The 25566-nt window shown below is 58.7% G+C and carries 27 protein-coding genes and 1 pseudogene; 14 read left to right on the top strand and 14 right to left on the bottom strand.

Annotation, left to right across the window (positions count from 1 at the left end):
* The first annotated feature begins 1 nt into the window (after window position 1).
* From ACR3E4_RS16365 to ACR3E4_RS16345, 5 genes are read left to right on the top strand one after another with little or no spacing between them, the layout of a single operon-like run.
* Window positions 2-1099, top strand: a complete 1098-nt coding sequence (locus ACR3E4_RS16365) for a branched-chain amino acid ABC transporter permease (protein WP_480532418.1) — start codon at window positions 2-4, stop codon at window positions 1097-1099.
* Window positions 1096-1860 carry an ABC transporter ATP-binding protein gene (locus ACR3E4_RS16360; RefSeq protein WP_480532420.1) on the top strand — a complete coding sequence of 255 codons (765 nt, stop codon included), beginning with the start codon at window positions 1096-1098 and terminating at the stop codon, window positions 1858-1860. Before ACR3E4_RS16365 ends, ACR3E4_RS16360 begins: the two co-directional genes overlap by 4 nt.
* A complete protein-coding gene (locus ACR3E4_RS16355) occupies window positions 1857-2630 on the top strand; it encodes an ABC transporter ATP-binding protein (RefSeq protein WP_480532422.1) in 774 nt (257 codons plus the stop codon). Before ACR3E4_RS16360 ends, ACR3E4_RS16355 begins: the two co-directional genes overlap by 4 nt.
* Window positions 2631-2635: 5 nt before the next feature.
* On the top strand, window positions 2636-4522 hold the full coding sequence (locus tag ACR3E4_RS16350; RefSeq protein WP_480532424.1) for an AMP-dependent synthetase/ligase: 1887 nt from the start codon (window positions 2636-2638) through the stop codon (window positions 4520-4522).
* Between the two features lie 30 nt (window positions 4523-4552).
* Complete coding sequence (locus ACR3E4_RS16345; RefSeq protein ID WP_480532426.1) at window positions 4553-5713, top strand: ABC transporter substrate-binding protein; 1161 nt, start codon at window positions 4553-4555, stop codon at window positions 5711-5713.
* Window positions 5714-5783: 70 nt separating this feature from the next.
* Here the strand turns inward: ACR3E4_RS16345 and rpsI are convergent, their stop codons facing one another.
* Window positions 5784-6269: a 30S ribosomal protein S9 gene (rpsI, locus tag ACR3E4_RS16340; RefSeq protein ID WP_039535473.1), complete on the bottom strand. Its 486-nt coding sequence runs from the start codon at window positions 6267-6269 to the stop codon at window positions 5784-5786.
* A 6-nt stretch (window positions 6270-6275) separates the two neighbouring features.
* Window positions 6276-6734, bottom strand: a complete 459-nt coding sequence (gene rplM / locus ACR3E4_RS16335) for a 50S ribosomal protein L13 (RefSeq protein ID WP_298383233.1) — start codon at window positions 6732-6734, stop codon at window positions 6276-6278.
* Between the two features lie 239 nt (window positions 6735-6973).
* Here rplM and ACR3E4_RS16330 point away from each other — a divergent pair, with 239 nt between their 5' ends.
* Window positions 6974-7339, top strand: coding sequence for a nuclear transport factor 2 family protein (locus ACR3E4_RS16330; protein WP_480532429.1), 366 nt, complete (start codon window positions 6974-6976; stop codon window positions 7337-7339).
* Window positions 7340-7344: 5 nt separating this feature from the next.
* Here ACR3E4_RS16330 and ACR3E4_RS16325 read toward each other — a convergent pair whose 3' ends face one another.
* Window positions 7345-8748, bottom strand: coding sequence for an aminotransferase-like domain-containing protein (locus ACR3E4_RS16325; protein WP_480532431.1), 1404 nt, complete (start codon window positions 8746-8748; stop codon window positions 7345-7347).
* 99 nt (window positions 8749-8847) lie between these two features.
* On the opposite strand from ACR3E4_RS16325, the gene ACR3E4_RS16320 reads away from it, so the two are divergent.
* Complete coding sequence (locus ACR3E4_RS16320; RefSeq protein ID WP_480532433.1) at window positions 8848-9075, top strand: DUF1127 domain-containing protein; 228 nt, start codon at window positions 8848-8850, stop codon at window positions 9073-9075.
* 60 nt (window positions 9076-9135) lie between these two features.
* Here ACR3E4_RS16320 and ACR3E4_RS16315 read toward each other — a convergent pair whose 3' ends face one another.
* Complete coding sequence (locus tag ACR3E4_RS16315) at window positions 9136-9579, bottom strand: PaaI family thioesterase (RefSeq protein ID WP_480532435.1); 444 nt, start codon at window positions 9577-9579, stop codon at window positions 9136-9138.
* Window positions 9580-9628: 49 nt separating this feature from the next.
* Here ACR3E4_RS16315 and ACR3E4_RS16310 point away from each other — a divergent pair.
* From ACR3E4_RS16310 to gluQRS, 4 genes and pseudogenes are all read left to right on the top strand, one after another.
* Window positions 9629-10423, top strand: a pseudogene (locus ACR3E4_RS16310) (enoyl-CoA hydratase); the annotation flags it as partial.
* Window positions 10424-10665: 242 nt separating this feature from the next.
* A complete protein-coding gene (gene trmFO / locus ACR3E4_RS16305; RefSeq protein ID WP_480532437.1) occupies window positions 10666-12006 on the top strand; it encodes a methylenetetrahydrofolate--tRNA-(uracil(54)-C(5))-methyltransferase (FADH(2)-oxidizing) TrmFO in 1341 nt (446 codons plus the stop codon).
* A 38-nt stretch (window positions 12007-12044) separates the two neighbouring features.
* A complete protein-coding gene (locus ACR3E4_RS16300; protein ID WP_480532438.1) occupies window positions 12045-12659 on the top strand; it encodes a class I SAM-dependent DNA methyltransferase in 615 nt (204 codons plus the stop codon).
* Window positions 12656-13501, top strand: coding sequence for a tRNA glutamyl-Q(34) synthetase GluQRS (gluQRS, locus tag ACR3E4_RS16295; protein ID WP_480532440.1), 846 nt, complete (start codon window positions 12656-12658; stop codon window positions 13499-13501). Before ACR3E4_RS16300 ends, gluQRS begins: the two co-directional genes overlap by 4 nt.
* A 55-nt stretch (window positions 13502-13556) precedes the next feature.
* On the opposite strand, the gene hisI is transcribed toward gluQRS, so the two are convergent.
* Window positions 13557-13946 (bottom strand): phosphoribosyl-AMP cyclohydrolase, encoded by a 390-nt coding sequence (hisI, locus tag ACR3E4_RS16290; protein ID WP_480532442.1) that lies wholly within the window; start codon window positions 13944-13946, stop codon window positions 13557-13559.
* Window positions 13947-13994: 48 nt separating this feature from the next.
* On the opposite strand from hisI, the gene ACR3E4_RS16285 reads away from it, so the two are divergent.
* A complete protein-coding gene (locus tag ACR3E4_RS16285) occupies window positions 13995-14447 on the top strand; it encodes an iron-sulfur cluster assembly scaffold protein (protein ID WP_480532444.1) in 453 nt (150 codons plus the stop codon).
* 59 nt (window positions 14448-14506) lie between these two features.
* The gene (locus ACR3E4_RS16280) at window positions 14507-15145 is read left to right on the top strand and encodes a MarC family protein (protein WP_480532446.1); all 639 of its coding nucleotides are present in this window, start codon (window positions 14507-14509) and stop codon (window positions 15143-15145) included.
* Between the two features lie 186 nt (window positions 15146-15331).
* Here the strand turns inward: ACR3E4_RS16280 and ACR3E4_RS16275 are convergent, their stop codons facing one another.
* The 5 genes from ACR3E4_RS16275 to sciP form a co-directional block, all read right to left on the bottom strand.
* Window positions 15332-15454 carry a hypothetical protein gene (locus ACR3E4_RS16275; protein ID WP_480532448.1) on the bottom strand — a complete coding sequence of 41 codons (123 nt, stop codon included), beginning with the start codon at window positions 15452-15454 and terminating at the stop codon, window positions 15332-15334.
* A 112-nt stretch (window positions 15455-15566) separates the two neighbouring features.
* Window positions 15567-17657 carry an ATP-dependent DNA helicase RecG gene (gene recG / locus ACR3E4_RS16270; RefSeq protein WP_480532450.1) on the bottom strand — a complete coding sequence of 697 codons (2091 nt, stop codon included), beginning with the start codon at window positions 17655-17657 and terminating at the stop codon, window positions 15567-15569.
* Window positions 17654-19906, bottom strand: coding sequence for an NAD-dependent DNA ligase LigA (gene ligA, locus ACR3E4_RS16265; protein ID WP_480532452.1), 2253 nt, complete (start codon window positions 19904-19906; stop codon window positions 17654-17656). Before ligA ends, recG begins: the two co-directional genes overlap by 4 nt.
* Window positions 19907-20031: 125 nt before the next feature.
* Window positions 20032-20748 carry a response regulator transcription factor CtrA gene (gene ctrA, locus ACR3E4_RS16260; protein WP_480532454.1) on the bottom strand — a complete coding sequence of 239 codons (717 nt, stop codon included), beginning with the start codon at window positions 20746-20748 and terminating at the stop codon, window positions 20032-20034.
* An 84-nt stretch (window positions 20749-20832) separates the two neighbouring features.
* Window positions 20833-21126 carry a CtrA inhibitor SciP gene (gene sciP / locus ACR3E4_RS16255; protein ID WP_480532456.1) on the bottom strand — a complete coding sequence of 98 codons (294 nt, stop codon included), beginning with the start codon at window positions 21124-21126 and terminating at the stop codon, window positions 20833-20835.
* Between the two features lie 130 nt (window positions 21127-21256).
* On the opposite strand from sciP, the gene mnmA reads away from it, so the two are divergent.
* Window positions 21257-22402 carry a tRNA 2-thiouridine(34) synthase MnmA gene (gene mnmA, locus ACR3E4_RS16250; RefSeq protein WP_480532458.1) on the top strand — a complete coding sequence of 382 codons (1146 nt, stop codon included), beginning with the start codon at window positions 21257-21259 and terminating at the stop codon, window positions 22400-22402.
* Here the strand turns inward: mnmA and ACR3E4_RS16245 are convergent.
* The 4 genes from ACR3E4_RS16245 to ACR3E4_RS16230 all read right to left on the bottom strand — a co-directional run bounded on the left by ACR3E4_RS16245 (window position 22399) and on the right by ACR3E4_RS16230 (window position 25563).
* Window positions 22399-22944 carry a carboxymuconolactone decarboxylase family protein gene (locus tag ACR3E4_RS16245; RefSeq protein ID WP_480532459.1) on the bottom strand — a complete coding sequence of 182 codons (546 nt, stop codon included), beginning with the start codon at window positions 22942-22944 and terminating at the stop codon, window positions 22399-22401. The two genes, mnmA and ACR3E4_RS16245, sit on opposite strands and share 4 nt — an antisense overlap.
* A 90-nt stretch (window positions 22945-23034) precedes the next feature.
* Entirely contained in the window at window positions 23035-23610 is a 576-nt protein-coding gene (locus ACR3E4_RS16240) for a hypothetical protein (protein WP_480532461.1), read from the bottom strand.
* A gap of 4 nt (window positions 23611-23614) precedes the next feature.
* Window positions 23615-24769 carry a lipid-A-disaccharide synthase gene (gene lpxB, locus ACR3E4_RS16235; protein WP_480532463.1) on the bottom strand — a complete coding sequence of 385 codons (1155 nt, stop codon included), beginning with the start codon at window positions 24767-24769 and terminating at the stop codon, window positions 23615-23617.
* Window positions 24769-25563, bottom strand: coding sequence for an LpxI family protein (locus ACR3E4_RS16230; protein WP_480532465.1), 795 nt, complete (start codon window positions 25561-25563; stop codon window positions 24769-24771). Before ACR3E4_RS16230 ends, lpxB begins: the two co-directional genes overlap by 1 nt.
* Between the last annotated feature and the right edge of the window lie 3 nt (window positions 25564-25566).

The following is a 25566-nucleotide window of genomic DNA, read 5'->3' as shown; positions in this document are numbered from 1 at the left end:
CATGCGGATCGTGTTCAAAACCAACTATATGCAGGACATACGCCCCTGGAAGGATGGCTATCAGCTCAGCCTCTACATGGCTCTGCTGGCTGTCGTGGCCGTCGCGCCTTGGTGGCTGGATGATTTCTATTTAGGGGAGCTGACCAATGTCCTGATCTGGGCCATTGCGGGGCTGGGTCTGATGATCCTGACCGGTCATACCGGACAGGCCAGCCTGGGCCATGCCGCCTTTCTGGCGGTCGGGTGCTATGCCAATGTCATCCTGATCGAAGCAGGCGTGCCCTTCTTGCTGGCCTTCCCGCTGGCGGGGCTGTTGACTGGCATCGTCGGAGCAACGGTCGCCATCCCGGCCCTGCGTCTGCACGGCATCTATCTGGCGATCTTCACGCTGGCCTTGTCTGTTCTGATGGACGACATCATCGTTCTGGCCGAACCCGTTACCGGAGGTGTCGCAGGCAAATATCTGGGCGGTGTCGAAATATTCGGCCATCTGGTGGATCGCTGGTCCACGCCGGATCAGTTCTTCTGGCTGGTTCTGGCGGTCGCCGTCATTGTGACGCTGGGCTATATCAATCTGCTGCGCGCGCCGCTGGGCCGCAGCTTTATTGCTGTGCGCGATTCCGAGGTTTCGGCGCAGGCAATGGGCGTCGATATCGCGCGGACCAAAACGATCTCGTTTGCCTTGTCCTGCGCTGTCACCGGGCTGGCAGGCGCACTGATGGGGATGTTCGCCGGAGCTTTCAATAACGAAACCTTCAGTGTCGTAATCTCGATCCAGTTGTTGATGATGATCGTGATCGGCGGGTTGGGCTCGATCCATGGCGCGTTTCTGGGCGCGATCGTGATCGGCTTCCTGCCGCAATTCCTGTCGATCTCAAAGGAATATGCCGCAGCCCTGTTCGGCGGCAATACGGTCGCCATCCCGGGGCTGGAATTCGGCATCTTCGGCATGATCCTGATCGCCTTCATCCTGTTCGAACCGATGGGACTGTATGGCCGCTGGCTGAAAATCCGCACATGGTTCGAGCTGTTCCCGTTCTACCGCAAGGACATGTTCAAACGGCAGAAATCCTATCTCAAGACAGAGCGTCTGAGATGAGTCTGCTGAAGTTTGATAACGTCACCCTGAAATTCGGCGGGCTGACCGCGGTGGATGATCTGTCATTCGATGTTCAGGAGGGCGAGGTATTCGCCATCGTCGGCCCGAATGGCGCGGGCAAGTCCACCGTCTTCAATCTGATCTCGCGCTTCTACGATCCCTTTGCCGGGGCAATCCGGTTCGATGGGCATGATCTGCTGCGCGTCAAACCTTCAGCCGTTGCGGCCTATGGCGTTGCACGGACGTTTCAGAACATCGAACTGTTCGAACACGCGACCGTTCTGCAGAACCTTCTGGTGGGGCGGCACCGGCATCGGAAAACCAACCTGATCTCGGAAATCCTGTTCACGCCATCCGCGCGCAGGCAAGAGATCGAAAATCGCGAAAAAGTCGAGGAAATTATCGATTTTCTCGACCTTCAGGCGTTCCGCGACAAGATGATCTCGGGCCTGCCATATGGCGTGCGCAAGGTGGTCGAGGTCGCCCGCGCGCTGGCCACCGATCCGAAACTGCTGCTGCTGGACGAACCCGCCTCGGGCCTGTCGGTGGAAGAGACCACCGATATGCGCTGGTGGATCGACGACATACGGCGGCAGATGGGGATCACTGTGCTGATGGTGGAACACGATATGGGACTGGTCTCGGGCGTATCCGACCGGGTTCTGGCAATGGCCGATGGCGCGAAGCTGGCGCTTGGCACACCGGCAGAGGTGCAGTCGCATCCAGCAGTGGTCGAAGCCTATCTGGGCAAAGCCTCATGAGCCAGCCAATCCTCAGCATCCGAAATATCGAGAGCTTCTATGGCCCCATCATGGCCATTCGCGGTGTGTCGCTGGATGTGCATCCGGGTCAGATCGTCTCGATCCTGGGCGCAAATGGCGCGGGCAAGACAACGCTGATGAAAACCGTCTCGGGCGTGATGGACCCCGAGAAAGGATCGATCACTTTTGACGGGCAGCAGATTCAAGGGTCTGAGCCGCATAAGGTTGTGCAAAAGGGCATCGTGCATGTGCCCGAGGGGCGCGAGGTTTTTCCGCTGCTGACCGTCGATGAGAACCTGAGCCTCGGGGCCTATACGCTGTCCGATAAAGGCCAGATTGATCACGACCGGGAATTGGTCTTCTCATATTTCCCTGTGTTGAAGGAACGTCGCTCGCAAGAGGCCGGAACCCTGTCTGGTGGACAACAGCAGATGCTTGCAATCGGGCGCGGGTTGATGGCCAACCCGCGCATCATGCTGCTGGACGAGCCGTCTCTGGGTCTGTCCCCGCTGCTGGTGCAGGAGATTTTCGGTATCCTAAAGCGCCTCAATGCCGAGCAGAACATGACGATGATGCTGGTCGAACAGAACGCCAATGCCGCGCTGGAACTCGCCCATCATGGCTATGTGATGGAGATCGGGCGGATCGTCATGGATGGAACCGCCGATGTGCTGCTGCAATCCGAAGACATCCAGAATTTCTATCTGGGTGTTCAGGAAGAAGGTGCGCGGGAAAACCGCCGCTGGAAACGCAAGAAGACGTGGAGGTGAGCCGGATGGACGCAAGCCCCCTGCCCCCACAGACCGTCATCAACGGTGTTCAGTTCAACGCAACGCCGGGTCAGCGCCCCCTTCGCGTTGATGGCTGCGTCACGATTTGCGAGCTGTTCCAGAAACGCTGTGCCGCGCTGGGGTCGCGCACCGCGCATCGCGAAAAAGATTTCGGCATCTGGAAATCCTATTCCTGGGCCGATTACTGGCAACACGCCAAATGGATCGGGCTTGCACTGCGCAAACTGGGGCTGCAGCGCGGTGAGGTCGTCTCGATCCTGTCCGAGGACCGCAAGGAATGGGCGTGGTTCGATATGGGCATCCAATGTGTCGGGGGGATCGCCTCGGGCGTCTACACCACGGATTCAGCCAGCCAGTTGAAGTATCTGGTCAATGACAGTGGCAGCCGCTTTCTGATCGTTGAAAACGAAGAGCAGTTGGACAAGTTCCTTGAGGTCGAAGCGGACCTGCCAGATCTGCTCATGGTCATTATCCTTGAGAACGAAGGCCTGCACGATCTCGACCATCCGCGCTGCAAAATGATAGGGGACTTGTACGCTTTGGGGCAGCAGGCCGAGGCCGATGATCCCCGCGCATTCGAGGCGGAAATCGCCTTGGCCATGCCGCAAGACACCGCCCTGCTCATCTATACTTCGGGTACCACCGGCAACCCCAAAGGCGCGATGCTGAGCCATGAAAACATCATGGCCGCGATCGAGGCCGGAGCGCATTCCCTGCCGTCGCTGGCGTCCGACGAGCAACTGTGTTTCCTGCCGCTTTGCCATATCCTCGAACGTGATGTTTCGATCTACTATCCGTTGGCGACGAAAAGCACCGTGAATTTCGCGGAAAGCCCCGAAACAGTGTTCGCGAACCTGCAAGAAGTCTCTCCCGCCACTTTCACCGCCGTCCCGCGCGTGTGGGAGAAGATTTACTCGCAGGTCATGTTCATGGCGAAAGAGGCAACGCCGACCGGGCGTTTCGCATTCGCGCAGGCGCTCAGCGCAGGTATGGCACGAGCCGAGTATATCCTTGCAGGCAAACCCGTTCCCGCGATGGTTCGGCTGCGGTTCTGGATCTGGGATCGGCTGGTCCTACGGAACCTGCGTCGCATGCTTGGATTGGACCGGATGCGGCGCGGCGGTTCGGGCGCTGCGCCAATCTCACCTGATTTGCTGCGGTGGTATTGGGCGATTGGTGTGCCCATTGTCGAAGGGTTCGGGATGACCGAAACCGCAGGCATCGCCGCGCTGAACACGCTTGAGGCCAACAGGATCGGCACCATCGGCAAGCCGGTTCCGGGCAATGACATTCGCATCTCGGAGGACGGAGAAATTCAGGTCAAAGGTCTGAACGTCTTTCAGGGTTACTGGCGCAACAATGCCAAAACCGCCGAAAGCTTTACCTGCGACGGCTGGCTGCGCACCGGGGACATGGGGCATATCGACGAGGATGGCTTTGTCACCATTACGGGCCGCCTCAAGGACATCATCATCACCGCTGGCGGTAAGAACATCACGCCCGCAGAGATCGAAAGCGGGTTGAAGTTCAGCCAGTTCATATCGGATGCCGTGATCATCGGGGATAGGCGCAAGTATCTGACCGCGCTGATCATGATCGATCAGGAAAACGTCGAGAAATTCGCGCAGGAGCGTAAGATTCCATTCTCGAATTTCGCATCCCTTTGTGCCGCACCGGAGGTAACCGATCTGATCGGAGCGGAAATCAAGGCCGTAAACAACGAGTTTGCGCGGGTGGAACAGATCAAGGATTTCCGCCTGATCGACGTGCTGCTGACCGCTGAGGATGAGGAACTGACCGCGACGATGAAGCTGAAACGTGGTCTGGTGGAAAAGAAACACGCACATCTCATTGAAGATATGTACAATTAGTTAAGGGGCGACCCAATAGGGAGGAGAAATATGAAACAATTGATTAAGGGGCTTGCCGCAGCCACGGCAGTGACCGCATCCGCCACGATGGGCTGGGCACAAACGCAGGGCGTGACAGATGATGAGATCGTCATCGGTTCGGTGAATGACCTCAGCGGTATCTTCGCCGCCGTGGGCGTGCCAGCCACCAAGGGTGCGAATGTGGTCTTCGACCGTGTCAACGCCGAGGGCGGCGTTCATGGGCGCAAGATTCGTTTTGTGGTCGAGGATAACGGCTATCAGATGCCGCGCGCGATGCAGGGCTATAACAAGTTGCTGAACCGCGACAAGGTGTTCGCGATGCTGCAATCGCTGGGTACGCCGATGAATGTCGCCGGTTTCAAGCTGCTGGATCCGAAGGGAATTCCCAACGTCGCCCCCCTGACCGCCGCGCGGCAAATGCTGCAAGAGCCGATGACGAACAAGTTCACCTCATTCTCGACCTATTACGATCAGGCGCGGATCGGGGTGAAGTATCTGAACGCTGAGTTCGGATCGCAAACCGTCTGCACCATGTACCTGCCCACCGATTTCGGCGAGGAAATCCTTGAAGGCAGCAAAGCCGGAGCCGATGAGGCCGGCATCACCTTTGGCGCAGAGACCACCCACAAGCCGGACGAGACAGATTTCGTGGGCTCGCTGAGCAAGCTTAAGGAGGAAGGCTGCGATATCGTCACGATGGCTTTGGGCGTGCGTCAGGCGATCACCGTTGTTGGAACGGCCAAGAAGATGGGCCTGACCGACATGAATTTCCTCGGCACCTCGGCCAGTTTCCTGACTGTTGTGGCACAGGTTCCGGGTGGCGTGACGGATGGTTTCTACGCAGCCGCGTCATGGCTGGACCTGTGGGCCCGTGCGGAAGAGCCTGCCCCGGCGGCGTTTATCGCAGAATACAAAGAGGCTACCGGCGAGGATCCGGTCGGTTTCTCAATGCTTGGCTATTCAGCAGCCGAGATGATGGTCAAAGCGCTGGAGGCGGCGGGGCCTGACCTGACCCATGACAGCTTTATCGCCGCGATGGAGTCGCTGGACTATATGGATGAGCTGGTCGGCAACCAGATCACCTATGGGCCCGACGACCATCAGGGGGCTGATACCGTCTTTGTCAGCGTTGTCGAAAACGGCGCGTGGAAGCTGGTTTACGAAGAATAAACGTTTCGACCCGCAAAAAGAATAAGGGCTCGCAGTTGCGAGCCCTTTGTTTTTTGTATTCCGCAGCGAATTAACGCTTCGAGAACTGGAACGAACGACGCGCTTTGCGCTTACCGTATTTCTTACGCTCCACAACGCGGCTGTCGCGGGTCAGGAAGCCAGCGGCTTTCAGAGCGCCACGCAGCGACGGATCGTACAGTTGCAGCGCTTTCGAGATGCCGTGCTTGACCGCACCGGCTTGACCGGTCAGGCCACCGCCTTTGACGGTTGCGACAACGTCGAATTCGCCTTCCACACCAGCAACCTGGAACGGCTGGCGCAGGATCAGCTGCAGAACAGGACGTGCAAAATACTTGTCCTGATCTTTGCCGTTCACGGTGACCTTGCCGGAACCCGGCTTGATCCAAACGCGGGCAACAGCGTCTTTACGCTTGCCGGTGGCATAGGAACGGCCCAGCTCGTCACGTACGGGTTCACGCACGATGACTTCTTCGGCCACGGTTTCAACGCCTGCGACGGCGCTCAGCTCTTCGAGAGTATTGATCTGATCAGCCATCGGTCATTAGCTCCGGGTGTTTTTCTTGTTCATGGACTTGACGTCCAGAACTTCGGGCGCTTGCGCCTCGTGGGGATGCTCGGCACCGGCGTAAACGCGCAGGTTGGTCATCTGCTGACGTGCCAGACGGTTGCCCGGCAGCATGCGCTTGACCGCCTGGGTCACGACGCGCTCGGGGTATTTACCTTCGAGGATCTGCTGCTTGGTGCGCGACTTGATGCCGCCCGGGTGGCCAGTGTGCCAGTAGAAGTTCTCTTCGCGCTTCTTGCCGGTCATCTGGATTTTGTCAGCGTTGATCACGATGACGTTGTCGCCCATATCCATGTTCGGGGTGAACGACGCTTTGTGCTTGCCACGCAGGCGCATGGCGACGATCGAGGCAAGACGGCCCAGAACAACGCCCTCGGCGTCGATCAGGATCCATTTCTTGTCGATGTCTGCAGGTGTTGCAGAAAAGGTTTTCATGGCAGGATAGTCCTGTTTGATGTGAAAGACCGCCCCAAGACAGAGCGGCCCGAATTCGATGGAGGGGGTTTAGACCCACTCGCATTGCACGTCAACACACACAAGTCAGATTATATATAGCAATAACAGCGCCTTATAAATTAGGTATTATATTACCCCATCTAAATACCCAATATACCCGACCCTGAGAAGCTTAGGTGCAAATTACAGTTCGAATTCATTCAAAGCCGGAGACGACCATGCAGGAATTGAAACAGGTCATCGCCGCATATGGCGCGGCATGGCAGGAAACTGACCCGGAACAGCGGCTGAAGTTGCTTACGCGCTGTTTCGCCGAGACCGGACGCTATGTCGACCCGACCGCAGAGGTGTCCGGCAGAAGTCAGTTCTCAACCCATATCGGAGCGGTGTTGGAAGACACGCAAGGCCGTGTTGAGATCACCAGCGAACCTACCTCGCACCACGGCGTCGTACACTTTACCTGGCATATGGTTGCGCCGGACGGAACGATCATGGTGAGTGGACACGACTTCATTCGGCTGGGTGCAGATGGAAAGATCGCGCAACTGGCCGGGTTCTTTGGTGATCCAGCCCCGCTGGGCTAATGCCATCAGACGCTGATCTGTTCTGGTGGATTGTCCAGCAACGACCGCAGCCGCAGCATTGCGTCTTCGAATTTGGACAATGAAACATGCCCGTTCACGGCGATGCGCACAGCGTTTGGCGCGCGGCCATCGCGTAGGGCAAACTCGTCGGCCGAACGCAGTTGGATCCCTTCCCGCTCAGCCGCGCGGCTGAAGGCGGCGGACCGCCAGCCCGAGGGCAGATTCAGCCAGAGGAAGGGGATATCCCGGTCCCAGTTCAATTCGAACCCTCCCAGAGCGTTTACGGCGACGCGCACGTATTCTCCCATCTTCGACCGGACGTCTACGGTCAGTTGACGCGCTGATGGGTGGCTCAGCAGCAGGCGTGTCAGTTCTGCCAGTGGCTGAGCGAGTCCGAAATAGCCATATTCCGCAGACCTGCGCAGATCGACGCTGCGTTCCTTCGGTGCAATGGCAAAGCCCACGCGCAGCGCGGGCGTCAATGTTTTCGAGATCGAAGAGACATGCCAGCCCCTTTCGGGAGCCAGCGCACGATAGCTGGGCGCGCGGGCGTCGCCCATGCGATAACAATCATCCTCGATGATCTGAAGATCGTGTTTGCGTGCAATCTCAACAACTTCCTTGCGACGCTCCAGCGGAGAGTGCCCTCCGGTCGGGTTCTGAACTTCGGGCGAAACACAAATCGCCTGCGCCTGAGTCTGTCTGAGAATATGATCGAGCGCTTCGGGGCTGATCCCCCATTTATCCATCTTTACGCCGATTACGTCTGCACGCATCAGCTCTCCGGCCCGGCGGAATCCTGCATAAGACAGGTCCTCGACCAGAACCACAGGCTTGGCGCCACTAAGGACGGTCTGGAACACGACACACAACCCGCTCTGACCGCCATGCGTCAGCACAATGTCATCTGCCGTGACCGCCCCCAGCGGTAAGTCAGACAGCCAATCCACAACGGCCTGTCGAACCGGTTGATAAGCGTCACGAGTCGGGTAATTCATGAACATGCGCGGATCGCCCTGCGCGACTTTGGACAGACATTCGCGGATCAAGGCCACCTGCCCGACGTCCGGCAATCGCGGGCTGAACAGGCTGACTTTGGCATCATATTTGTCGTCGCGCAGATGCAATTGGCGCGACCAGACGTCATCCAGAATGGGCGCGCGCGGAGGGGCTACGAATGTACCACGTCCGACCTCGGCTTGTAGCAAACCCTCATCCGTCAGAATCGTATACGCACGCGCGACCGTTCCGGGGGTGATCTTCAGGCGATACGCAAGTTCCCGCACGGGCGGCAGTTTCTTGCCAACTTCTAATGTCTTGTTTTCTATGGCTTTGCGGATTGTGTCGGCAACCAGCGTATACTTTGGCCCCTTGGATTTCGGTAACGCTTCCGGCCAAATTGTATCCATTACAATTCTTCCTTTGATTTTGACACAATGCTGAATGTATCAAAATACCATACCGAGCATTTCTATTTTGTGTCAATACAATTTGAAAGGATACCCAAGATGACACGCGCAATGCACAACCCCGCCCTCATGCTGCTGAACGACAGTCCCCGGCTGCCGCTGATCGCTGCGCTGGCCGTGCGGTTTGCGGCGTCGGTCACACAATGGGAACAACGCCGCCGCAGCCGCATAAATCTGGGCAAACTGGATGACAGGCTGTTGCAGGATGTCGGTCTGACCCGCCTTCAGGCGGACACTGAATCCAGCCGCTATTTCTGGATGAGATAAGCCATCCCCAGTCCCATTTCATGGGACCTCTTCCTGGCCGGGGTCTGACCCCGGCCTTTTTTATCCGAAGGCCGCCGCAGCGGAGCCTGCAGGTGGGATAGAATAGGTCATGCTGGCGCGCGCCACCGGTTTGTCGGACCCTTCCGAATACATCAGCACATCACCCACGGCCAATGTCCGACCGAGTTTCAGCAACCGGCATTTTGCAACCATATCCCTGCCGCCCTCGGGTTTGCGCAGAAAATCCATCGAACTGCTTGTGGTGACCGCCAGCGATTGCCGCCCCTTGCTGGCCAGAACCATTGCATAGACAGACACATCCGCCAGACCGAACATGGACGGCCCGGAAACCGTACCGCCGGGGCGCAGGTGTCGATCCTCGACCCGTAGGCGCATGGTGATTGTGGTCTCGGTCAAATCCTCAACCACGAAATCCTCATGAACCTGCGGGAACACCTGAGCCAGATATGCGGCCAGTTCTTCTTTGTTTAATGCTAACGACATGCTTCCCCTCATCGCCCTGCCCCCATAGAGTTGGCCCAACAGCCAGCAGGAGGGCAAGATGGCAATTCTGGAACGTAACGACACAGGCGCCATTGCGCGGCTTCAAATGAACGCGCCAGAGCGTCTGAACGCGCTTAGCGACGAGATGCTGGCCGCCCTGCAGGCAGAACTGGACGCCTTGCGTAAGGACAAATCGATTCGCGTGGTGATCCTGTCCGGCGCGGGCAAGGCATTTTGCGCCGGCCACGATCTGAAACAGATGACTCAGGGGCGGCAAGCGCCGGATGGCGGGCTTGGCTATTTCCAGGACCTGTTCGATCGCTGTGCGAAGATGATGATGTCCATTCAATCCCTACCCCAACCGGTCATTGCGCAGGCCCATGGCATCGCCACTGCTGCCGGGTGCCAGCTGGTCGCCACCTGCGATCTGGCCGTCGCGGCCGAGGGCACGCGGTTTGGCGTCAATGGTGTGAATATCGGCCTGTTCTGCTCAACCCCTATGGTAGCACTCAGCCGGAACATCCCGCGCAAACAGGCGTTCGAGATGCTGACGACGGGTGATTTCATCAGCGCCGAGCGTGCGGCGGAATTGGGCTTGATCAACCGGGTTGTGCCCACAGATCAGCTGGAACAGGAAACGGATGCTTTGGCTGAAAAACTGGCGGCTAAACTTGGCGCAGCCGTGAAGATCGGAAAAGAGGCGTTTTATCAACAGCTTCCAATGCCCACGGACCAGGCCTACGCCCATACCGCCGCAGTAATGGCACAGAATATGATGTATCGCGACACTGAGGAAGGCATATCCGCATTTATCGAAAAACGTCCGCCAGATTGGCAGCAGTAACGCGATTATTATATGCATTTTTACCTACTGTTCGCATTTTTGCACTTTTCAAAAGGGCAACACTGTGGCAATGCTGGGTCAAGGCTGAGGCCTGGATACACTTTTGGGTCGCCGTGGGCGGAAGGTCCCTCCAAGCTGGTTTCTCTCACCGGCGTTGACATTCCCGCAGCGGCGACCCCAAGACTCCCCTAAGAAAATCACCCATATTGCGCAGCGCTTCGGTGTGCCCTATGTGGCAGCCCATGACAGAGAAATTGCATATCGTGGGCGGCGGCATGGCCGGGTCCGAAGCCGCATGGCAAGCGGCTGAGATGGGTGTGGATGTGGTTATCCACGAAATGCGCCCTCAGGTGGGAACGTTTGCGCACCAGTCCGGCAATCTGGCCGAGATGGTGTGCTCGAACTCGTTCCGCTCAGACGATGATGAACAGAACGCCGTGGGCTTGCTGCATTGGGAAATGCGTGCCGCCGACGGGCTGATCATGACCACCGCCGACACCCACCGTCTGCCCGCTGGCGGCGCGTTGGCGGTGGACCGTGATCCATTTGCCGAGACGGTGACGGCCAAGTTGAAGGCGCATCCGCGCGTTTCGGTCACTGGTGAAGAGGTCACCTCGCTACCTGCTGACGGGCACTGGATTTTCGCCACCGGCCCCCTGACCTCCCCCGCGTTGGGCGATGCCATTCGGACGGAAACCGGGGCCGAGTCGCTGGCCTTTTTCGATGCAATCGCGCCCATCGTTTATGCAGACAGCATCGACATGAGCCGGGCCTGGATGCAGTCCCGCTACGACAAGGGCGAGACCGAGGAAGAACGGACTGCCTATCTGAACTGCCCCATGGACCGCGATCAGTATGAGGCGTTCATCGATGCGCTGCTGGCGGCTGACAAGACTGAATTCCACGAGGGCGAAACCGCCGGGTATTTCGACGGCTGTCTGCCCATCGAGGTCATGGCAGAACGCGGGCGCGAAACGCTGCGGCATGGTCCGATGAAGCCGGTCGGCCTGACCAACCGGCATCAGCCGGAGGTAAAGCCTTATGCCGTGGTGCAACTGCGCCGGGATAACGCGCTGGGCACGCTGTTCAACATCGTGGGATTTCAAACCAAGATGAAGTATGGCGCGCAAACCGATGTTTTTCGTATGATTCCTGGCTTGGAAAACGCCAGTTTTGCGCGGCTTGGTGGCATTCATCGCAATACATTCATCAACTCTCCGACTTTGCTTGATGAACAGATGCGACTGAAGTCGCGGCCCCATATCCGTTTTGCCGGTCAGATCACCGGGGTGGAAGGATATGTGGAAAGCGCCGCGATGGGTCTGCTGGCCGGTCGCCTTGCTGCAGCTGAAATCCAGGGGCGCACCTTGCCCGAGGTCCCGCAAGACAGCGCCATGGGCGCGTTGATCCATCACATCACCGGTGGAGCGGAGGCAAAGACCTTCCAGCCCATGAACGTGAATTTCGGGCTGTTCCGCCCGGTCGACGGTCTGAAAGGCGGCCGTCGGGGTCGCAAGGATCGCTACAAAGCCTATACGGACCGCGCAAAATCGGCCTGGTACGAGTGGCTGACGCATTGCTGACTGGACGTTATGTTCTCAAAGCGCCTAACATGTAGGCCATGGGCGATAAGTTTCTGAAAGACACATATGACCTGAGTTCTGCTCGGGAAACCCGCGAACACTATCAAAAATGGGCTGAATCTTATGACGACGAGGTGGGTGAGCATGGCTATGTCACACCCGATCGCGTTGCAGCAGCGCTGAAATCCTATATGCCCGATGATCAGGTTCCGATCCTGGATTATGGTTGCGGCACCGGGCTGTCGGGCGTTGCACTGCACAAGGCGGGGTTTCGTGTCATTGACGGGATGGACCCAACGCCGAAGATGCTGGAACAGGCGGCGGCCAAAGGTGTTTACCGCAACCTCATTGGTTTTGAAGTTACCGATCCCAAGCCGATTGAGGCAGGCGCATATACCGCGATCACAGCAATCGGAGTCATCGGATCAGGCGCGGCACCACCAGAAACGTTCGATCTCCTCATGAACGCCTTGCCCCGCAACGGATATCTGGCGTTTTCATTCAACGACTATACTCTTGCGGATCGAGCGTATACGACGCGGTTGAACGATTGGCTGGATATGGGACACGGGCGGCTGTTGTTTCGCGAATACGGCCCCCATCTTCCGGGCATGGACATGAAATCTGACGTCTACGTTGTTGAAAAAGCTTGACCTTTATCACCCGTTTCGCTCCGTCTCCGACCGGCCCCCTGCATCTGGGGCACGCCTATTCCGCGCTTTTGGCACAGGATATGGCTATGGCCGAAAACGGACAGTTTCTGCTGCGGATCGAAGATATCGACCAGTCCCGATCCCGTCCGCAATGGGAAGACCAGATCTATGAAGACCTAACATGGCTTGGCCTGCGCTGGCCGCAGCCTGTCATGCGGCAATCGGACAGGCTTCCGCACTATCGCAAGGCGTTGGAAGCGTTGGCGAACAAAGGGCTAGTCTACCCTTGTTCCTGCAAGCGGGCTGATATCGAGGCCGCTGCTGGTGCTCCCCAGGAAGGCGTACCTCAGTTCGGTCCAGATGGTCGCATCTACCCTGGTACTTGCCGTCAGAGAAATCTGTCAGATGCAGGTCAAGATGATGTGCTAAGGCTCGACATGCACAAAGCGCTTCAAGTTGCTGATATTACGTCATTTCAGGAATCCGGAACAGCATTCTCGGGCACCCACCGCCTGTGTCCTGATCACCTTATCCGCGCGGTGGGCGACATAATCCTCGTGCGCCGGAATATGGGCAGTTCCTACCACCTGTCCGTCGTTGTCGACGATGCGGATCAGAACATAACCCATGTCGTGCGCGGCGAGGATCTGTTCGAAGCGACGCAGATCCATGTCCTGCTGCAAAGCCTGCTCGGACTGCCGACGCCAACCTATCATCACCATCGCCTGATCCGCGATCAGGACGGCAAACGCCTCGCCAAACGAGACGACGCACGCGCCATCGCGCTTTACCGAGAGCAAGGCGCCACGCCCAACGAGATTCGAAAGCTGATCGGGCTCTGACCCTGCTTCATCTTTTTCCAAATACTCTCGCCGAAGGCATACCGCCCAGCGGCATTCATTCCATGGGCGACATCAACTCAACCTCAGTCCCGTCACGTACTGCGGTATAGAAACAGCTGCGCCGATTGGTGTGACAGGCCGGCCCGGTTTGTCGCACCAGCACCAGCAGACAGTCCCGATCACAATCGACACGAAAATCCACCAGTTCCTGCACATGGCCCGAGCTTTCGCCTTTGACCCAGAACGCCTGTCGCGACCTTGACCAATAGGTTACCCGACCAGTCTCTAACGTGCGTTTGACTGATTCCGCGCTCATCCAGGCCATCATCAGCACCTCGCCGGAGCCTTCGTCCTGCGCGATTGCAGGCACCAGACCTGCCTGATCATACTTGAGCGTCGACGGATCGAACGAGACAGTTTGTGTCATCGCAAAAACCTTTTGCATCCCGGAACATGGCCACTATGTATGGGGAACAGTCAACGAGGGAAAGCCATGAGCGGCGAAACCGATCTGATCAAGCTCTATTCCGGGCGCATTCTCGCGCTTGCCGCCGATATCCCTCATCTGGAACGGCTGGATAACCCGGATGCGACCGTGAAAAAGCGCGCGCCGCTTTGTGGGTCGACGGTGACTGTGGATGTACAGGTCGAAGATGGGCGGATTTCTGCGTTCGGGCAGGATGTGAAAGCCTGCGCTCTGGGTCAGGCTTCAGCCTCGGTGGTTGGAAACGCGGTGATTGGTGCAACACGGGCGCAGGTCGAAACCGCGCGCGATCAGCTTTCAGCGATGCTAAAGAAGGACGGCCCTGCCCCTGACGCCCCGTTTGACGGGCTTGAGGTGCTGATGCCGGCGCGCGATTACAAGAACCGCCATGCGTCGATCCTGCTGGCGCTGGAAGCCACTGCCGAGGCGATGGAACAGGCAGAACAGGCAAACTGCGCCTGAACGTAGTATTTTCCGACAAATCCGTGTAATCTCTGCCGAAATCCGGGGGAGGTTCAGACGTGGAAAAACTGCTCGAACATTTTGTGACCCTTTGGGTTGTCATAGATCCGATTGGCACGATCCCCGTTTTCATCGCAGTTACTGCGAGTGTTGAGGCAGCTGCCCGCCGCAAAACGGCCTTTCTGGCGGCCGTGGTCAGTGCTGGCATACTGCTGTTTTTCCTTGTCTGCGGACAGCTGGTAATCGAAGCGCTGGATATCGGTCTGAATTCCTTTCAAGTCGCTGGCGGGATAATCCTGTTCCTGTTCGCGCTGACCATGATCTTTGGCGAAAGCAAACAGGACACCGAGCAGCGTGAAGCCCAGGAGGACCTGGATGACAAGATGCACAAGACCAATCCGGCGATCTTTCCGCTGGCGGTTCCGTCTTTGGCCTCACCCGGGGCGATGCTGGCCATTGTCGTCCTGACTGACAACAACCGCTACAGCATTGCCGATCAGGGCATAACGGCGCTGGTCATGCTGGCCGTGATCGCCATCGCGTTTGTGCTGATGCTGCTGGCCGAGCCTATCATACGCCTTATCGGGCATTCCGGGGCTGCCATCATCAGCCGGGTCATGGGGATGATTCTGGCTTCGGTCGCGGTGAATTCCGTTCTGTCCGCGATGCTCGAGATCATCAAAACCGGACAACTGTAAAAAAAAACCGCCGCGCCTTCCGGGCGGAAAGGGCGGCGGCAGGTTATGCGTTTCTCACGTAGGGTCCGGTTTTCCGCGCGGGGCCGAGGCTGGCCCCTTCAAGGGGTTTGGGACAGGCAGGTCACCCTTGACTGAGATGGGGAAACAAGCACGGCGTTATCGGCATGAGATCGCAGGCAGAAAAGCTTAAAACCCCGTCGGCAGGTGAAGGGCAACCAGCAGCATGACAACCAGCGAAATCGCACCCACCGCATCCTGCAAAATCGTTGCTTGCGAACGGCTGAAAGCGGTCTTGATCTGGGCCAGCATGGTCTCACCTCCGGTCAGGGTTTAATCTTTTGTTGACCTTTTGTTCTCATATTTCGACGGACCAGTAAAGAACTTTATGAGAACATTCGTGAACTTTTTGCTGTTATTGGGGCTAACCAACTGAAATCAAACGGATAGCCTGATCCTGTTTCATGAGCCACAGAAGAACGCGCGCCGCCTTGCCTCTGTCGGTTGTCAGATTCGGATCCGCAGTTAGCAGTGCACGGGCATCCGTTTGGGCGACAGCCATCAGTCCGGCCTGCCGTTCCAGATCGGCGATGCGAAACTTTGGCAACCCGGATTGTGCGGTACCAATCAAGTCTCCGGCCCCGCGCATCTGCAGATCGGTCTCGGCGATTTTAAACCCGTCTTCGGTTTCACGCAGAACCTCCAACCGCTTGCGCCCGCCTTCGCTGAGCGGTGGCTGGTACATCAGCAAACAGGTCGAGGCATCCTCGCCCCGCCCCACCCGGCCACGCAGCTGGTGCAACTGGGCCAGCCCGAAAATCTCGGCCCGTTCGATTACCATAATCGTTGCGTTGGGCACATTCACGCCCACCTCGATCACTGTTGTGGCAACCAGCACCTTGGTTTGCCCGGACTGGAACGCAGCCATGGCCGCGTCTTTTTCGGCAGGCGGCATTTGTCCATGCACCAGCCCCACCACACCGTCCCCCAGTATCGCGCGCAGTCGTTTAAACCGCTCCTCGGCGGCTGTCAGGTCCGACACCTCGGATTCGTCCACCAAAGGGCAAACCCAATAGCATTGCTTGCCCGCATCAATCGCGCCCCGCAAATGGGCCACAACTTCATCCATGCGCTGCGTACTGACGATGGCCGTTTTGATCGGTTTCCGGCCCGGAGGTTTTTCGTCCAGAACCGAGACATCCATATCCCCATATTGCGCCAGCGCAAGGCTGCGCGGGATTGGCGTCGCGGTCATCACCAGAACATCCGCGCGCTGGCCTTTCTCGGACAGTTCCATCCGCTGGCGGACACCAAAGCGGTGCTGCTCATCAACGATGGCAAGCCGCAGGGCGTTGAATTCGACATCGGATTGAAAAACTGCATGGGTGCCGACCAGTATCTGAATGTCGCCCTGTTTCAATTCCGCCAGCTTGGCGCGCCGTTCCGCCCCTTTGTCACGTCCCGTCAGGATTTCAAGGACAACGCCCGCCTCCTCGGCCAGCGGGCGCAACCCTTCCAGATGCTGGCGCGCCAGAATCTCGGTTGGGGCCATCATTACCCCCTGCCCGCCCGCTTCAACGGCGACCAGCAAGGCCATAAATGCCACAAGTGTCTTGCCTGCCCCCACATCCCCCTGCAGCAGACGATTCATGCGACTGCCCGAGGCCATATCGGCCGAGATTTCCGCGATCGCACGTGTCTGCGCCCCGGTCGGACGGTACGGCAGGCTTGCCAATACTCTGGAGTGCAACGCACCTGTGCCGACACTGACGATCCCACGTGTCTTGCGCTCTCTTTGGCGTGCAATGGCCAATGTGAGCTGATGGGCCAGTAACTCATCATAAGCCAGCCGCTCGCGTGCCGGAGCGAATGGGGCGACATCATCCGCCCCCTGCGGATGATGCGCTGACCGTATCGCGGTCTGCCAATCCGGCCAGCTTTGCTGCGCAACCTGTGCCGGGTCCGCCCATTCGGCCAATGCGGGCGCGCGCGCCAATGCGCTTTGCGCGGCTTTATAGGCTGTCTTCTGGGTGACACCCTGAGTCAGGTGATACACCGGCTCAAATTCCGGCAACTCGCCAGCATTTTCCGGTGCAACGACATGATCCGGATGCACCATCTGCGCCATGCCGTCGAACAGCTCCAGCTTGCCCGACACAATACGGCGCGCGCCCTGTGGCAGGATTTTCTTCAGGTACTCCCCGCGTGCGTGAAAAAACACCAGCTGGAAATCGGCCTGCGCATCTTCGACATGAATGCGATAGGCCCCACCTTTGTTCCGAGGCGGACGATGCGTCCCGACCGTCACCTCGACCGTCAGGGTCGTCGGCAGGTCGGCACCTTGAATTGTATCGCGCCGCCGCCGGTCGATCACCGCATAGGGTAACGCGAACAAGACATCGCGCGGCGACTCGATCCCGAGTTGCCCCATCAATTGCGCCGTTTTGGGGCCAACGCCATCCAGTGTCTCGAGCCCGGCAAACAGTGGAAAGAGTTGTTCAGGTCTGCCGCTCATGCATCCTCGATCAGCTGCAGCCAGCCGTCTTCGTCCAGTGTTTCGATCCCCAGATCAGCCGCCTTCTTTGCCTTCGATCCGGCGCCCGGACCGGCCACAAGCAGGTCGGTTTTTTGGCTGACCGAACCAGAGACCTTTGCCCCCAATGCCTCGGCCCGCGCCTTGGCCTCGGCGCGGGTCATCTTTTTCAATGTCCCCGTGAACACCACGGTTTTACCCGCAACCGGGCTATCCGAGGCCGGGGCCTCGGGCGGTATGATCGTCAGGTATTGGCGCAGATCGTCAAAGGCCTTACGTTCGTCAGCATTGGCGAAAGCATCAGACAGCGACAGGCCCAGAGTCGCCCCGATCCCATCAATCCCGATCAGATCGGACCATGCGCTGGCCGCTGAGGGAGGAACATCCAGCCGCGACATCGCAGTGTCACGCGATTCCTTAAGCCTTGCACGCCGACCCTCGGCAGTGGCGGCAATCCGTTCGGCTTCCTCCGCCTCATCCGCGGCCCGCTGCGCCAGCGCCGCCGGGCGCGCGGTGTCAATCGCCGCTGCCATCACATCCCAATCCCGATAAAACAGCGCCAGATCGCGCGCGCCGACTTCGCCCACATGGCGAATGCCAAGCGCGAACAGCAATCTTGCGAAGGCGATGCTGCGTTTGTCGCTGATTGCTGCAAACAGGTTGCTGGCCGACGTATCGCCCCAACCATCCCGGTTCTTCAATCGCGACAGATTGCCCGCGTCACGGTCCTGCAGCGTGAAGATGTCAGCGGGCGTGTTGATGGGCAAAACCGGGTCGTCATAGAACATTTCGATCTGTTTGGCGCCCAATCCTTCGATGTCGAACGCTTTGCGCGAGACAAAATGCTTGAGCTTTTCGACCGCCTGTGCCGGGCAAATCAGACCGCCGGTACAGCGGCGCACCGCATCGCCTTCTTCCCGGATCGCGTCGCTGTCACATTCGGGGCATTTCGATGGAAAATCATATGGTTCGGCATCATCGGGCCGCTTTGACAGGTCCACATCCGAGATCTTGGGGATCACATCACCCGCGCGGTAGACTTGTACCCAATCGCCGACGCGGATGTCCTTACCATTGCGGATCATGCCGCCCTTGGCGTCCCGACCAGCAATGTAATCCTCGTTGTGCAAGGTCGCGTTCGAAACCACGACACCGCCAACCGTCACCGGATGCAATCGCGCAACCGGGCTGAGTGCGCCTGTCCGGCCCACTTGAATGTCGATGGCCTCAAGCCGTGTCCAGGCAAGTTCTGCTGGGAATTTATGCGCTATCGCCCAGCGAGGGGTCGTGGATCGAAACCCCAACCGGCCCTGCAAGCCGAGGTCATCGACCTTATAGACCACACCATCGATGTCGTAGCCCAGGACCGCCCGTTGCGCCTCTATCTTGCGATAGTGTTCCAGCATTTGATCCGTTGTGGTGCACAGGCGGGTCAGATCATTGACCTTAAACCCAAAGTCTTTGAGCCTCTCGATTGCTCCCATCTGCGTATCCGCCAAAGGCTCGGAAAGCGCGCCCCACGCATAGGCGAAGAACCGAAGCGGTCGCGCCCGGGTGATCTCGGAATCAAGTTGCCGCAGAGAGCCCGCCGCCGCATTTCGGGGATTCGCGAAGGTTTTGCCGCCCCTCTCGGATTGCCGCGCGTTCAATATGTTGAAATCCTGATGAGACATGTAGACCTCGCCCCGAACCTCAAGCACGTCAGGCGCGCCGTCTATGTGGTGCGGGATGTCCGCGACGGTGAGGGCATTGGCGGTGACGTTCTCGCCTACCTCGCCATCTCCTCGGGTGGCGGCCTGAACCAACGCGCCGTTTTCATATCGCAATGAAAGAGACAGACCATCAATCTTGGGTTCGGCAGTGTAGGCCAGCGGCGCATCCGCGCTCAGGCCAAGATACTTACGAATCGAACGGTCGAAATCGGCGACATCCTCGTCGTCAAACGCATTGCCCAGCGACATCATGCGCATAGCATGGGCCACCTTGGTAAAGCCGTCCGCAGGTCGCGCCCCAACCTGATCCGTAGGGCTGTCTGCGCGCTTCAGATTTGGGAAACGGGCTTCGATTTCGGCGTTTCGGCGCTTGAGCGCGTCGTAATCGGCGTCCGAAATCTCGGGCGCATCTTTGGCGTGATAAAGCTCATTTGCGCGCAGCAGGGCCGCGGCAAGACGGGCCAGTTCTTCCCGTGCTTCGTCTTCGCTCAACTCTGCTACCGCTGTGATCTTGCTCATGTCCCCGCCCTGTCACGTCGTCTTGGACCCCAGTGATAGGGCGAGGCCATGGTCAGGTCCAGTGCTGTGCTGAGCCGCGAGTGGGAATGCCGCCCCGGACCAACGGCGGCAATCTGTTGATTGTTTCAGGCGCCAACCGCCATTCGCGTTTGATCGACGCTGCCGACTTGCGGGTCACGCAGAACATATCCGCGGCCCCAGACCGTCTCGATATAGTTCTCTCCCCCCGTCGCATTGCTGAGTTTTTTGCGCAGCTTGCAAATAAACACGTCAATAATCTTCAGTTCCGGTTCATCCATTCCACCATAAAGGTGGTTCAGGAACATTTCTTTCGTCAGGGTCGTCCCCTTGCGCAGGCTCAGAAGTTCCAGCATCTGGTATTCCTTGCCCGTCAGATGGACGGTTTTGCCGCCGACCTCGACCGTTTTGGCATCCAGGTTAACGGCCACCTGTCCGGTATGAATCACCGATTGCGAATGCCCTTTCGAGCGGCGAATGATCGCGTGAATACGCGCCACCAGTTCTTCGCGATGGAAGGGTTTGGTCAAATAGTCGTCGGCGCCGAAGCCGAACCCCTTGATCTTGCTTTCCGTATCATCTGCGCCTGACAGGATCAGAATGGGTGTTTCAACCCGCGCAATGCGCAACTGCCGCAGCACCTCATGCCCGTTCATATCCGGCAGGTTCAGGTCCAGCAGGATCAGGTCATAGTCGTAAAGCTTGGCCAGATCGATCCCTTCTTCGCCAAGATCTGTCGCATACACGTTCAGGTTAGCATGTGTCAGCATCAGTTCGATGCTTTTGGACGTTGTGGGATCATCCTCGACAAGAAGTATACGCATTCAGCCGCTCCAATTCGGTACAATATCATCGGTTCAAATCGAGACTGGCTAAAAATGGTTAACCTGTCGTTACCGTTGATTCATTTATTCACTTTCCCCTTTAAGTTGTCGATATTTTTTTAGCGCGGTGACCTTTAAGGCGTCGGTTCCGTGCTCGGCAACAGCCGAGACCCAAATGTTGAACTCTTCATCGCTCAACCCATATCGCTTTTTGGCATCCGAGAGAGAAATGAGCCCGTAAAGCACCCCCCGAACGACGATCAGCTTCCGCGAGGCAACCCAGCGTCGTGTATCCGCAGGGGGCAAATCTGCGCGCGTCAAAACAGTTCCATCCGGCAAGGTAACCGACCTTGGCCCTTCGACTTTGTGCAAATACATCTGTCACACCTTCTATTACTGCGACAAAGCTGCGCCCAGCCTACTTAAAACAGCATGAAACCGCCCCTTGAGAGTGTGTAGAATTTTCCTATATTCTGCCGGTCTTTCTTAACCCGGACTGGAACCACCCATGGCCCTCGATACCGAGACCCCGCTGAACTCGCTTGGCTTTGCCAAACCGCCCTCGGAAACACGGGTGGTCGTCGCGATGTCCGGCGGAGTGGACAGTTCGGTTGTGGCCGCTTATCTGGCCGATCAGGGATACGATGTGGTGGGCGTGACGCTGCAGCTGTATGACCACGGCGCGGCGCTGGCCAAGAAGGGTGCATGCTGTGCAGGCATCGACATCCATGATGCGCGACGCGTGGCCGAAGAGCGTGGGTTTCCGCATTACGTTCTGGATTACGAGAACATCTTCAAGGATGCAGTGATCGACGAATTTGCCGACAGCTATCTGGCGGGCGCGACCCCTGTGCCCTGCATCCGCTGCAACGAACGGGTGAAATTCAAGGACCTGCTGGAAACCGCCAAGGACCTTGAGGCCGACTGCATGGCCACCGGACACTATATCCAGCGCAAAATGGGGCCGAACGGTGCCGAACTGCACAGCGCCGAGGATGCGAACCGGGACCAGTCCTATTTCCTGTTCTCGACCACACCCGAGCAGCTGGATTTCCTGCGCTTCCCACTTGGCCATCTGCCCTCGAAGGATGCTACCCGCGAGATGGCCGCGCAATACGGGCTGGCCGTTGCGGACAAGCCGGACAGTCAGGACATCTGCTTTGTACCCGATGGCAACTATGCCAGCGTGATTGAAAAGCTGCGCCCCGGCGCGGCGGAACCGGGCGAGATCGTCCATGCCGATGGCCGTGTATTGGCGCAGCATGACGGGGTGATCCACTACACCATCGGCCAACGGCGCGGCCTTGGCATCGGCGGCCTTAGCGAGCCGCTGTATGTGGTCAAGCTGGACGTGGACAAAAAGCAGGTCGTTGTCGGCCCCAAAGAAATGCTGGCCACCCGCATCGTACCGGTACGCGAGATCAACTGGCTTGGGGATGAACCTTTCACCTCGCAAAAGGAATGGCACCTGTCGGTTAAAGTCCGCTCGACCCGCCCCCCGCGCGAAGCGATCATTCGACCCCTGTCCGACACCACCGCCGAGGTCGAGTTGCTGACACCCGAAGAAGGTATCTCTCCGGGTCAGGCCTGTGTGTTCTATGCGAATGAAGGCAGCCGCATCTTTGGCGGCGGCTGGATCTGGCGCGGTTACTAGGCCGAAACGGGCTCGATCTCAGCCTCGATTTGTATGTGCAGGGCATCGTTGAACCGGTTGAACGCACCGCAGAGCGTTATGCGCCAGGTCAGTTCCACAATCTGCGCATCGCTGAACCATTCGCGCAGGCCCGAGACCTCGGCATCCAGCATCCGGCCTGAACGGGTAGTCACCGCCTCGGCATAGCGCACCACCGCCTTGTCACAATCGTCGAGCTCGGGATGATCCTCAACATCCGGCAAGCGTGCTGCCCCTTCGGGGCTGAGCCCTGCCACGGTCAGCAACGGGGTATGATGGGACACGCAATAGTCGCAGGCGTTCAGTTTCGATACCGTGACCATTGCCAGCTCCAGCGCCCGGCGCGGCAGGTTTTCCTGCGCACGCAATGTCGTCAGCATACCTGTGACATGCTCCAGAACCGGCGGGCAATAGGCTGCGACCCGTGCCCAGTTGTCGAACGGCCCATAGGCACCCAATGCTGTATGGGCCGCGCGGGCTGCGTCGGTCATGTCATCATCGCTCAGAGGCGGGATACGGGTCATAGGCATTCTCCTTCGCGGCTTACATACCCATGCCTGAAGGTGCTGCGACAGATGCGGTTCGATCACAATCCGGTCATTGTGCCGGATGGTTTACAGGGCGTCTGTAGGCGAATTGAACAGGATGTAAAGCCCGACACAGACCATGATGTAGGGCGCGATCCGGTCCATTCGCGCCACCCGAGGTCCCAGGCTTTGGGCCCGCGGCGCGCCCCAGGTTGCGATCGCGACCAATGCAGCAGCGGCCCCCGCAGCACCGAGCAATGCAGCCAACCGGAATGAGGGCGCAGAATCGGCCAAGAGCGACGTCATTACCGCAAAGCTGTCAATGGACAGGCTCAGAAACAGAGTGACGACCGAGCTGACGGCCCCTTTGGAGCTGAGATCTTCCGCCTCGGTTCCCCGCATTTGCTGCCAGATACCGCGCAAGCCGAAGATCAAGGGCACAAGACCAAGATAGCCGATCCATTCGGGGATGCCACTTTGGTCCAGCCCGACCGCGACGGTCATGGCAAGCGACAGGACAATGGCCTGCGCAATCGCGAAACCGGCAATGGCGCGGCGTTGTTCCATGATCAGGATCAGGCCAAGCAAAACCGCCAGATTGTCGAGGTTGGTCGACACCATCGCCACCCCGGCCGATATGGCAAACAAGAGGTGGTCGAACATGTCGCTACGCCATCCGCTGCAGAACCGCGCGCGCGGCGCGCAGGCCGGGGGCCTCTCCGCCACGCCCAAGACGGTCCATCGTCTCGGCCATAGCCTGCTGCTGCGTATCCGGGGTTGCCGCGACCTGTCTTAGCGCCTGGGCGATTCTGTCGGGTTGGCAGTCGTCCAGCAAACATTCGGGCACCGTTCGGGTTTCCGAGACCAGATTGACCAGCGTCACGGTATCCAGTTTCACCATGCGTTTCGCGATCAACGTAGTCAGCCAGTTCAGGTTATAGGCAATCACCATCGGCGTCGCCTGTGCGGCCAGTTCCAGAGACACCGTGCCCGATGCCGCCAGCGCAAGATCGGCAGCCGCAAACGCCGCCCTTTTCTGCGTCTGAGCCTGATCCGTGGGCAATTCCCGCGGATCGACAATAACCGGATGCCCCGGCCAATCCTTCACCTGCTCGGTGACAGCCTCGACCATATGCGCGACGGTCGGAACCACCACGCGCGTGCCCGGGCGGTCTTGCAGATATTGCCGGAGAGCGTCCCCAAATATCGGGGCCAGCCGTTCAACCTCCCCCCGCCGAGAGCCGGGCAGTGCGAGGAGGATCGGCGCATCACCCAGATCGTGATCCGCGCGGAACTGCACGACATCCTGATCTGTGGCAACAGGTTCGTTCACAACCGGATGGCCGACGAAATCGCACTCCATCCCGGCGCGTTCCATATAGGGCGGCTCGAACGGCAACAGGGCAAGGACATGGTCGATCACCTTCGCCATCTTGTCTGCCCGCCCCGGACGCCAGGCCCAGACGCTGGGGGCGACATAGTGGACGGTGCGGATATTGCCCGATGCCTTCACCAGTTTGGCGACCCGCAATGAGAAATCAGGACTGTCGATGGTGATCAGAACATCCGGTTGCGTCTCAAGCACTGCCTGAGCGGTCTCGGTAATCCGGCGTTTGAGGTGGAAAAACTTCGGCAGAACCTCGACCAACCCCATGACGCTAAGCTCGGACATTGGAAAGCGACTGTTCAGCCCCTGCGCCCGCATCAAGGGGCCACCAACACCGTCGAATGCCACATCGGGAACCAGCGCGCGCAGCCCCTCCATCAATGCGGCCCCCAACCGGTCGCCCGAAGGTTCTCCAGCGACCAGAAAGACGCGCATCAGACCGCGCGCTCTCGGACCTGAAGGAACAGGCCCAGTCGGTTGCATTCCTCGACGACACGATCACGCTGCAACACGATGACGCCGCCCTTTTCAATCACGATACCTGAAAGCCCGGCGGCGACCGCTCCGGACACGGTGTCGGGGCCGATGGCCGGCATATCCGCGCGCCGGTCCTGATCGGGCTTGGGCCCTTTGAACAGGACACCGCCGCCCGCATCGGGCCGTTGTGTCAGGGATTGCAGCATCCATGCGGTGCCGAAGATACTCTCGACCGCCAGTGCCTGCCCCTTCAGAACCACACAAGCCTGGCCGATATCGGCAGCACCCATCGCGCGCAGGATACCCGCAGCGCGATCCGCATCAGACAGATCGGCCTCGGACGGGTGTGCTTTGGTCAGGCAACCAAGCGGAGGCAGCAGATCAGGCGCAATCTCATGTGCGGCCCGAACGTTCAGTCCGGCGTCTTCAAAGATGCCGATGACCGCCCGCAGCGCGCCATCGTCTCCGGACATGATGGCTTGCTGCAGGACCGGAACCAGCGGCATCGTTGCAGCGTCGATCCGCGCCGGGTCAACAACAGGGCGGCGTACCGCTCCGGCCATGCAGATCTCGGTTACGCCCCGGGTTTTGAGGTCGGCGATGAAACTGCCGAGATGTTCCAGAGGAAAAACCACATCTGCTGTCAGAGTGTCCGGTTCGAACCCCTCCATGGCGCAAATCAGCGGGCGGTCGGACAGGCACGAGACAACCGCATCCGGCAACACTCCTGTCCCCGCGATCAGAGCCAGCATCGG

This window comes from Ruegeria sp. AP11, from assembly GCF_056535865.1.
This window is presented reverse-complemented; position numbering and strand designations above follow the sequence as displayed.

Excerpts from the sequence above, each read along its gene's own strand:
- ACR3E4_RS16365 (WP_480532418.1), top strand. The coding sequence starts at position 2 with ATGCGGATCGTGTTCAAAACCAACTATATGCAGGACATACGCCCCTGG.
- ACR3E4_RS16360 (WP_480532420.1), top strand. The coding sequence starts at position 1,096 with ATGAGTCTGCTGAAGTTTGATAACGTCACCCTGAAATTCGGCGGGCTG.
- ACR3E4_RS16355 (WP_480532422.1), top strand. The coding sequence starts at position 1,857 with ATGAGCCAGCCAATCCTCAGCATCCGAAATATCGAGAGCTTCTATGGC.
- ACR3E4_RS16350 (WP_480532424.1), top strand. The coding sequence starts at position 2,636 with ATGGACGCAAGCCCCCTGCCCCCACAGACCGTCATCAACGGTGTTCAG.
- ACR3E4_RS16345 (WP_480532426.1), top strand. The coding sequence starts at position 4,553 with ATGAAACAATTGATTAAGGGGCTTGCCGCAGCCACGGCAGTGACCGCA.
- rpsI (WP_039535473.1), bottom strand. The coding sequence starts at position 6,269 with ATGGCTGATCAGATCAATACTCTCGAAGAGCTGAGCGCCGTCGCAGGC.
- rplM (WP_298383233.1), bottom strand. The coding sequence starts at position 6,734 with ATGAAAACCTTTTCTGCAACACCTGCAGACATCGACAAGAAATGGATC.
- ACR3E4_RS16330 (WP_480532429.1), top strand. The coding sequence starts at position 6,974 with ATGCAGGAATTGAAACAGGTCATCGCCGCATATGGCGCGGCATGGCAG.
- ACR3E4_RS16325 (WP_480532431.1), bottom strand. The coding sequence starts at position 8,748 with ATGGATACAATTTGGCCGGAAGCGTTACCGAAATCCAAGGGGCCAAAG.
- ACR3E4_RS16320 (WP_480532433.1), top strand. The coding sequence starts at position 8,848 with ATGACACGCGCAATGCACAACCCCGCCCTCATGCTGCTGAACGACAGT.
- ACR3E4_RS16315 (WP_480532435.1), bottom strand. The coding sequence starts at position 9,579 with ATGTCGTTAGCATTAAACAAAGAAGAACTGGCCGCATATCTGGCTCAG.
- trmFO (WP_480532437.1), top strand. The coding sequence starts at position 10,666 with ATGACAGAGAAATTGCATATCGTGGGCGGCGGCATGGCCGGGTCCGAA.
- ACR3E4_RS16300 (WP_480532438.1), top strand. The coding sequence starts at position 12,045 with ATGGGCGATAAGTTTCTGAAAGACACATATGACCTGAGTTCTGCTCGG.
- hisI (WP_480532442.1), bottom strand. The coding sequence starts at position 13,946 with ATGCAAAAGGTTTTTGCGATGACACAAACTGTCTCGTTCGATCCGTCG.
- ACR3E4_RS16285 (WP_480532444.1), top strand. The coding sequence starts at position 13,995 with ATGAGCGGCGAAACCGATCTGATCAAGCTCTATTCCGGGCGCATTCTC.
- ACR3E4_RS16275 (WP_480532448.1), bottom strand. The coding sequence starts at position 15,454 with ATGCTGGCCCAGATCAAGACCGCTTTCAGCCGTTCGCAAGCAACGATT.
- recG (WP_480532450.1), bottom strand. The coding sequence starts at position 17,657 with ATGAGCGGCAGACCTGAACAACTCTTTCCACTGTTTGCCGGGCTCGAG.
- ligA (WP_480532452.1), bottom strand. The coding sequence starts at position 19,906 with ATGAGCAAGATCACAGCGGTAGCAGAGTTGAGCGAAGACGAAGCACGG.
- ctrA (WP_480532454.1), bottom strand. The coding sequence starts at position 20,748 with ATGCGTATACTTCTTGTCGAGGATGATCCCACAACGTCCAAAAGCATC.
- sciP (WP_480532456.1), bottom strand. The coding sequence starts at position 21,126 with ATGTATTTGCACAAAGTCGAAGGGCCAAGGTCGGTTACCTTGCCGGAT.
- mnmA (WP_480532458.1), top strand. The coding sequence starts at position 21,257 with ATGGCCCTCGATACCGAGACCCCGCTGAACTCGCTTGGCTTTGCCAAA.
- ACR3E4_RS16245 (WP_480532459.1), bottom strand. The coding sequence starts at position 22,944 with ATGACCCGTATCCCGCCTCTGAGCGATGATGACATGACCGACGCAGCC.
- ACR3E4_RS16240 (WP_480532461.1), bottom strand. The coding sequence starts at position 23,610 with ATGTTCGACCACCTCTTGTTTGCCATATCGGCCGGGGTGGCGATGGTG.
- lpxB (WP_480532463.1), bottom strand. The coding sequence starts at position 24,769 with ATGCGCGTCTTTCTGGTCGCTGGAGAACCTTCGGGCGACCGGTTGGGG.
- ACR3E4_RS16230 (WP_480532465.1), bottom strand. The coding sequence starts at position 25,563 with ATGCTGGCTCTGATCGCGGGGACAGGAGTGTTGCCGGATGCGGTTGTC.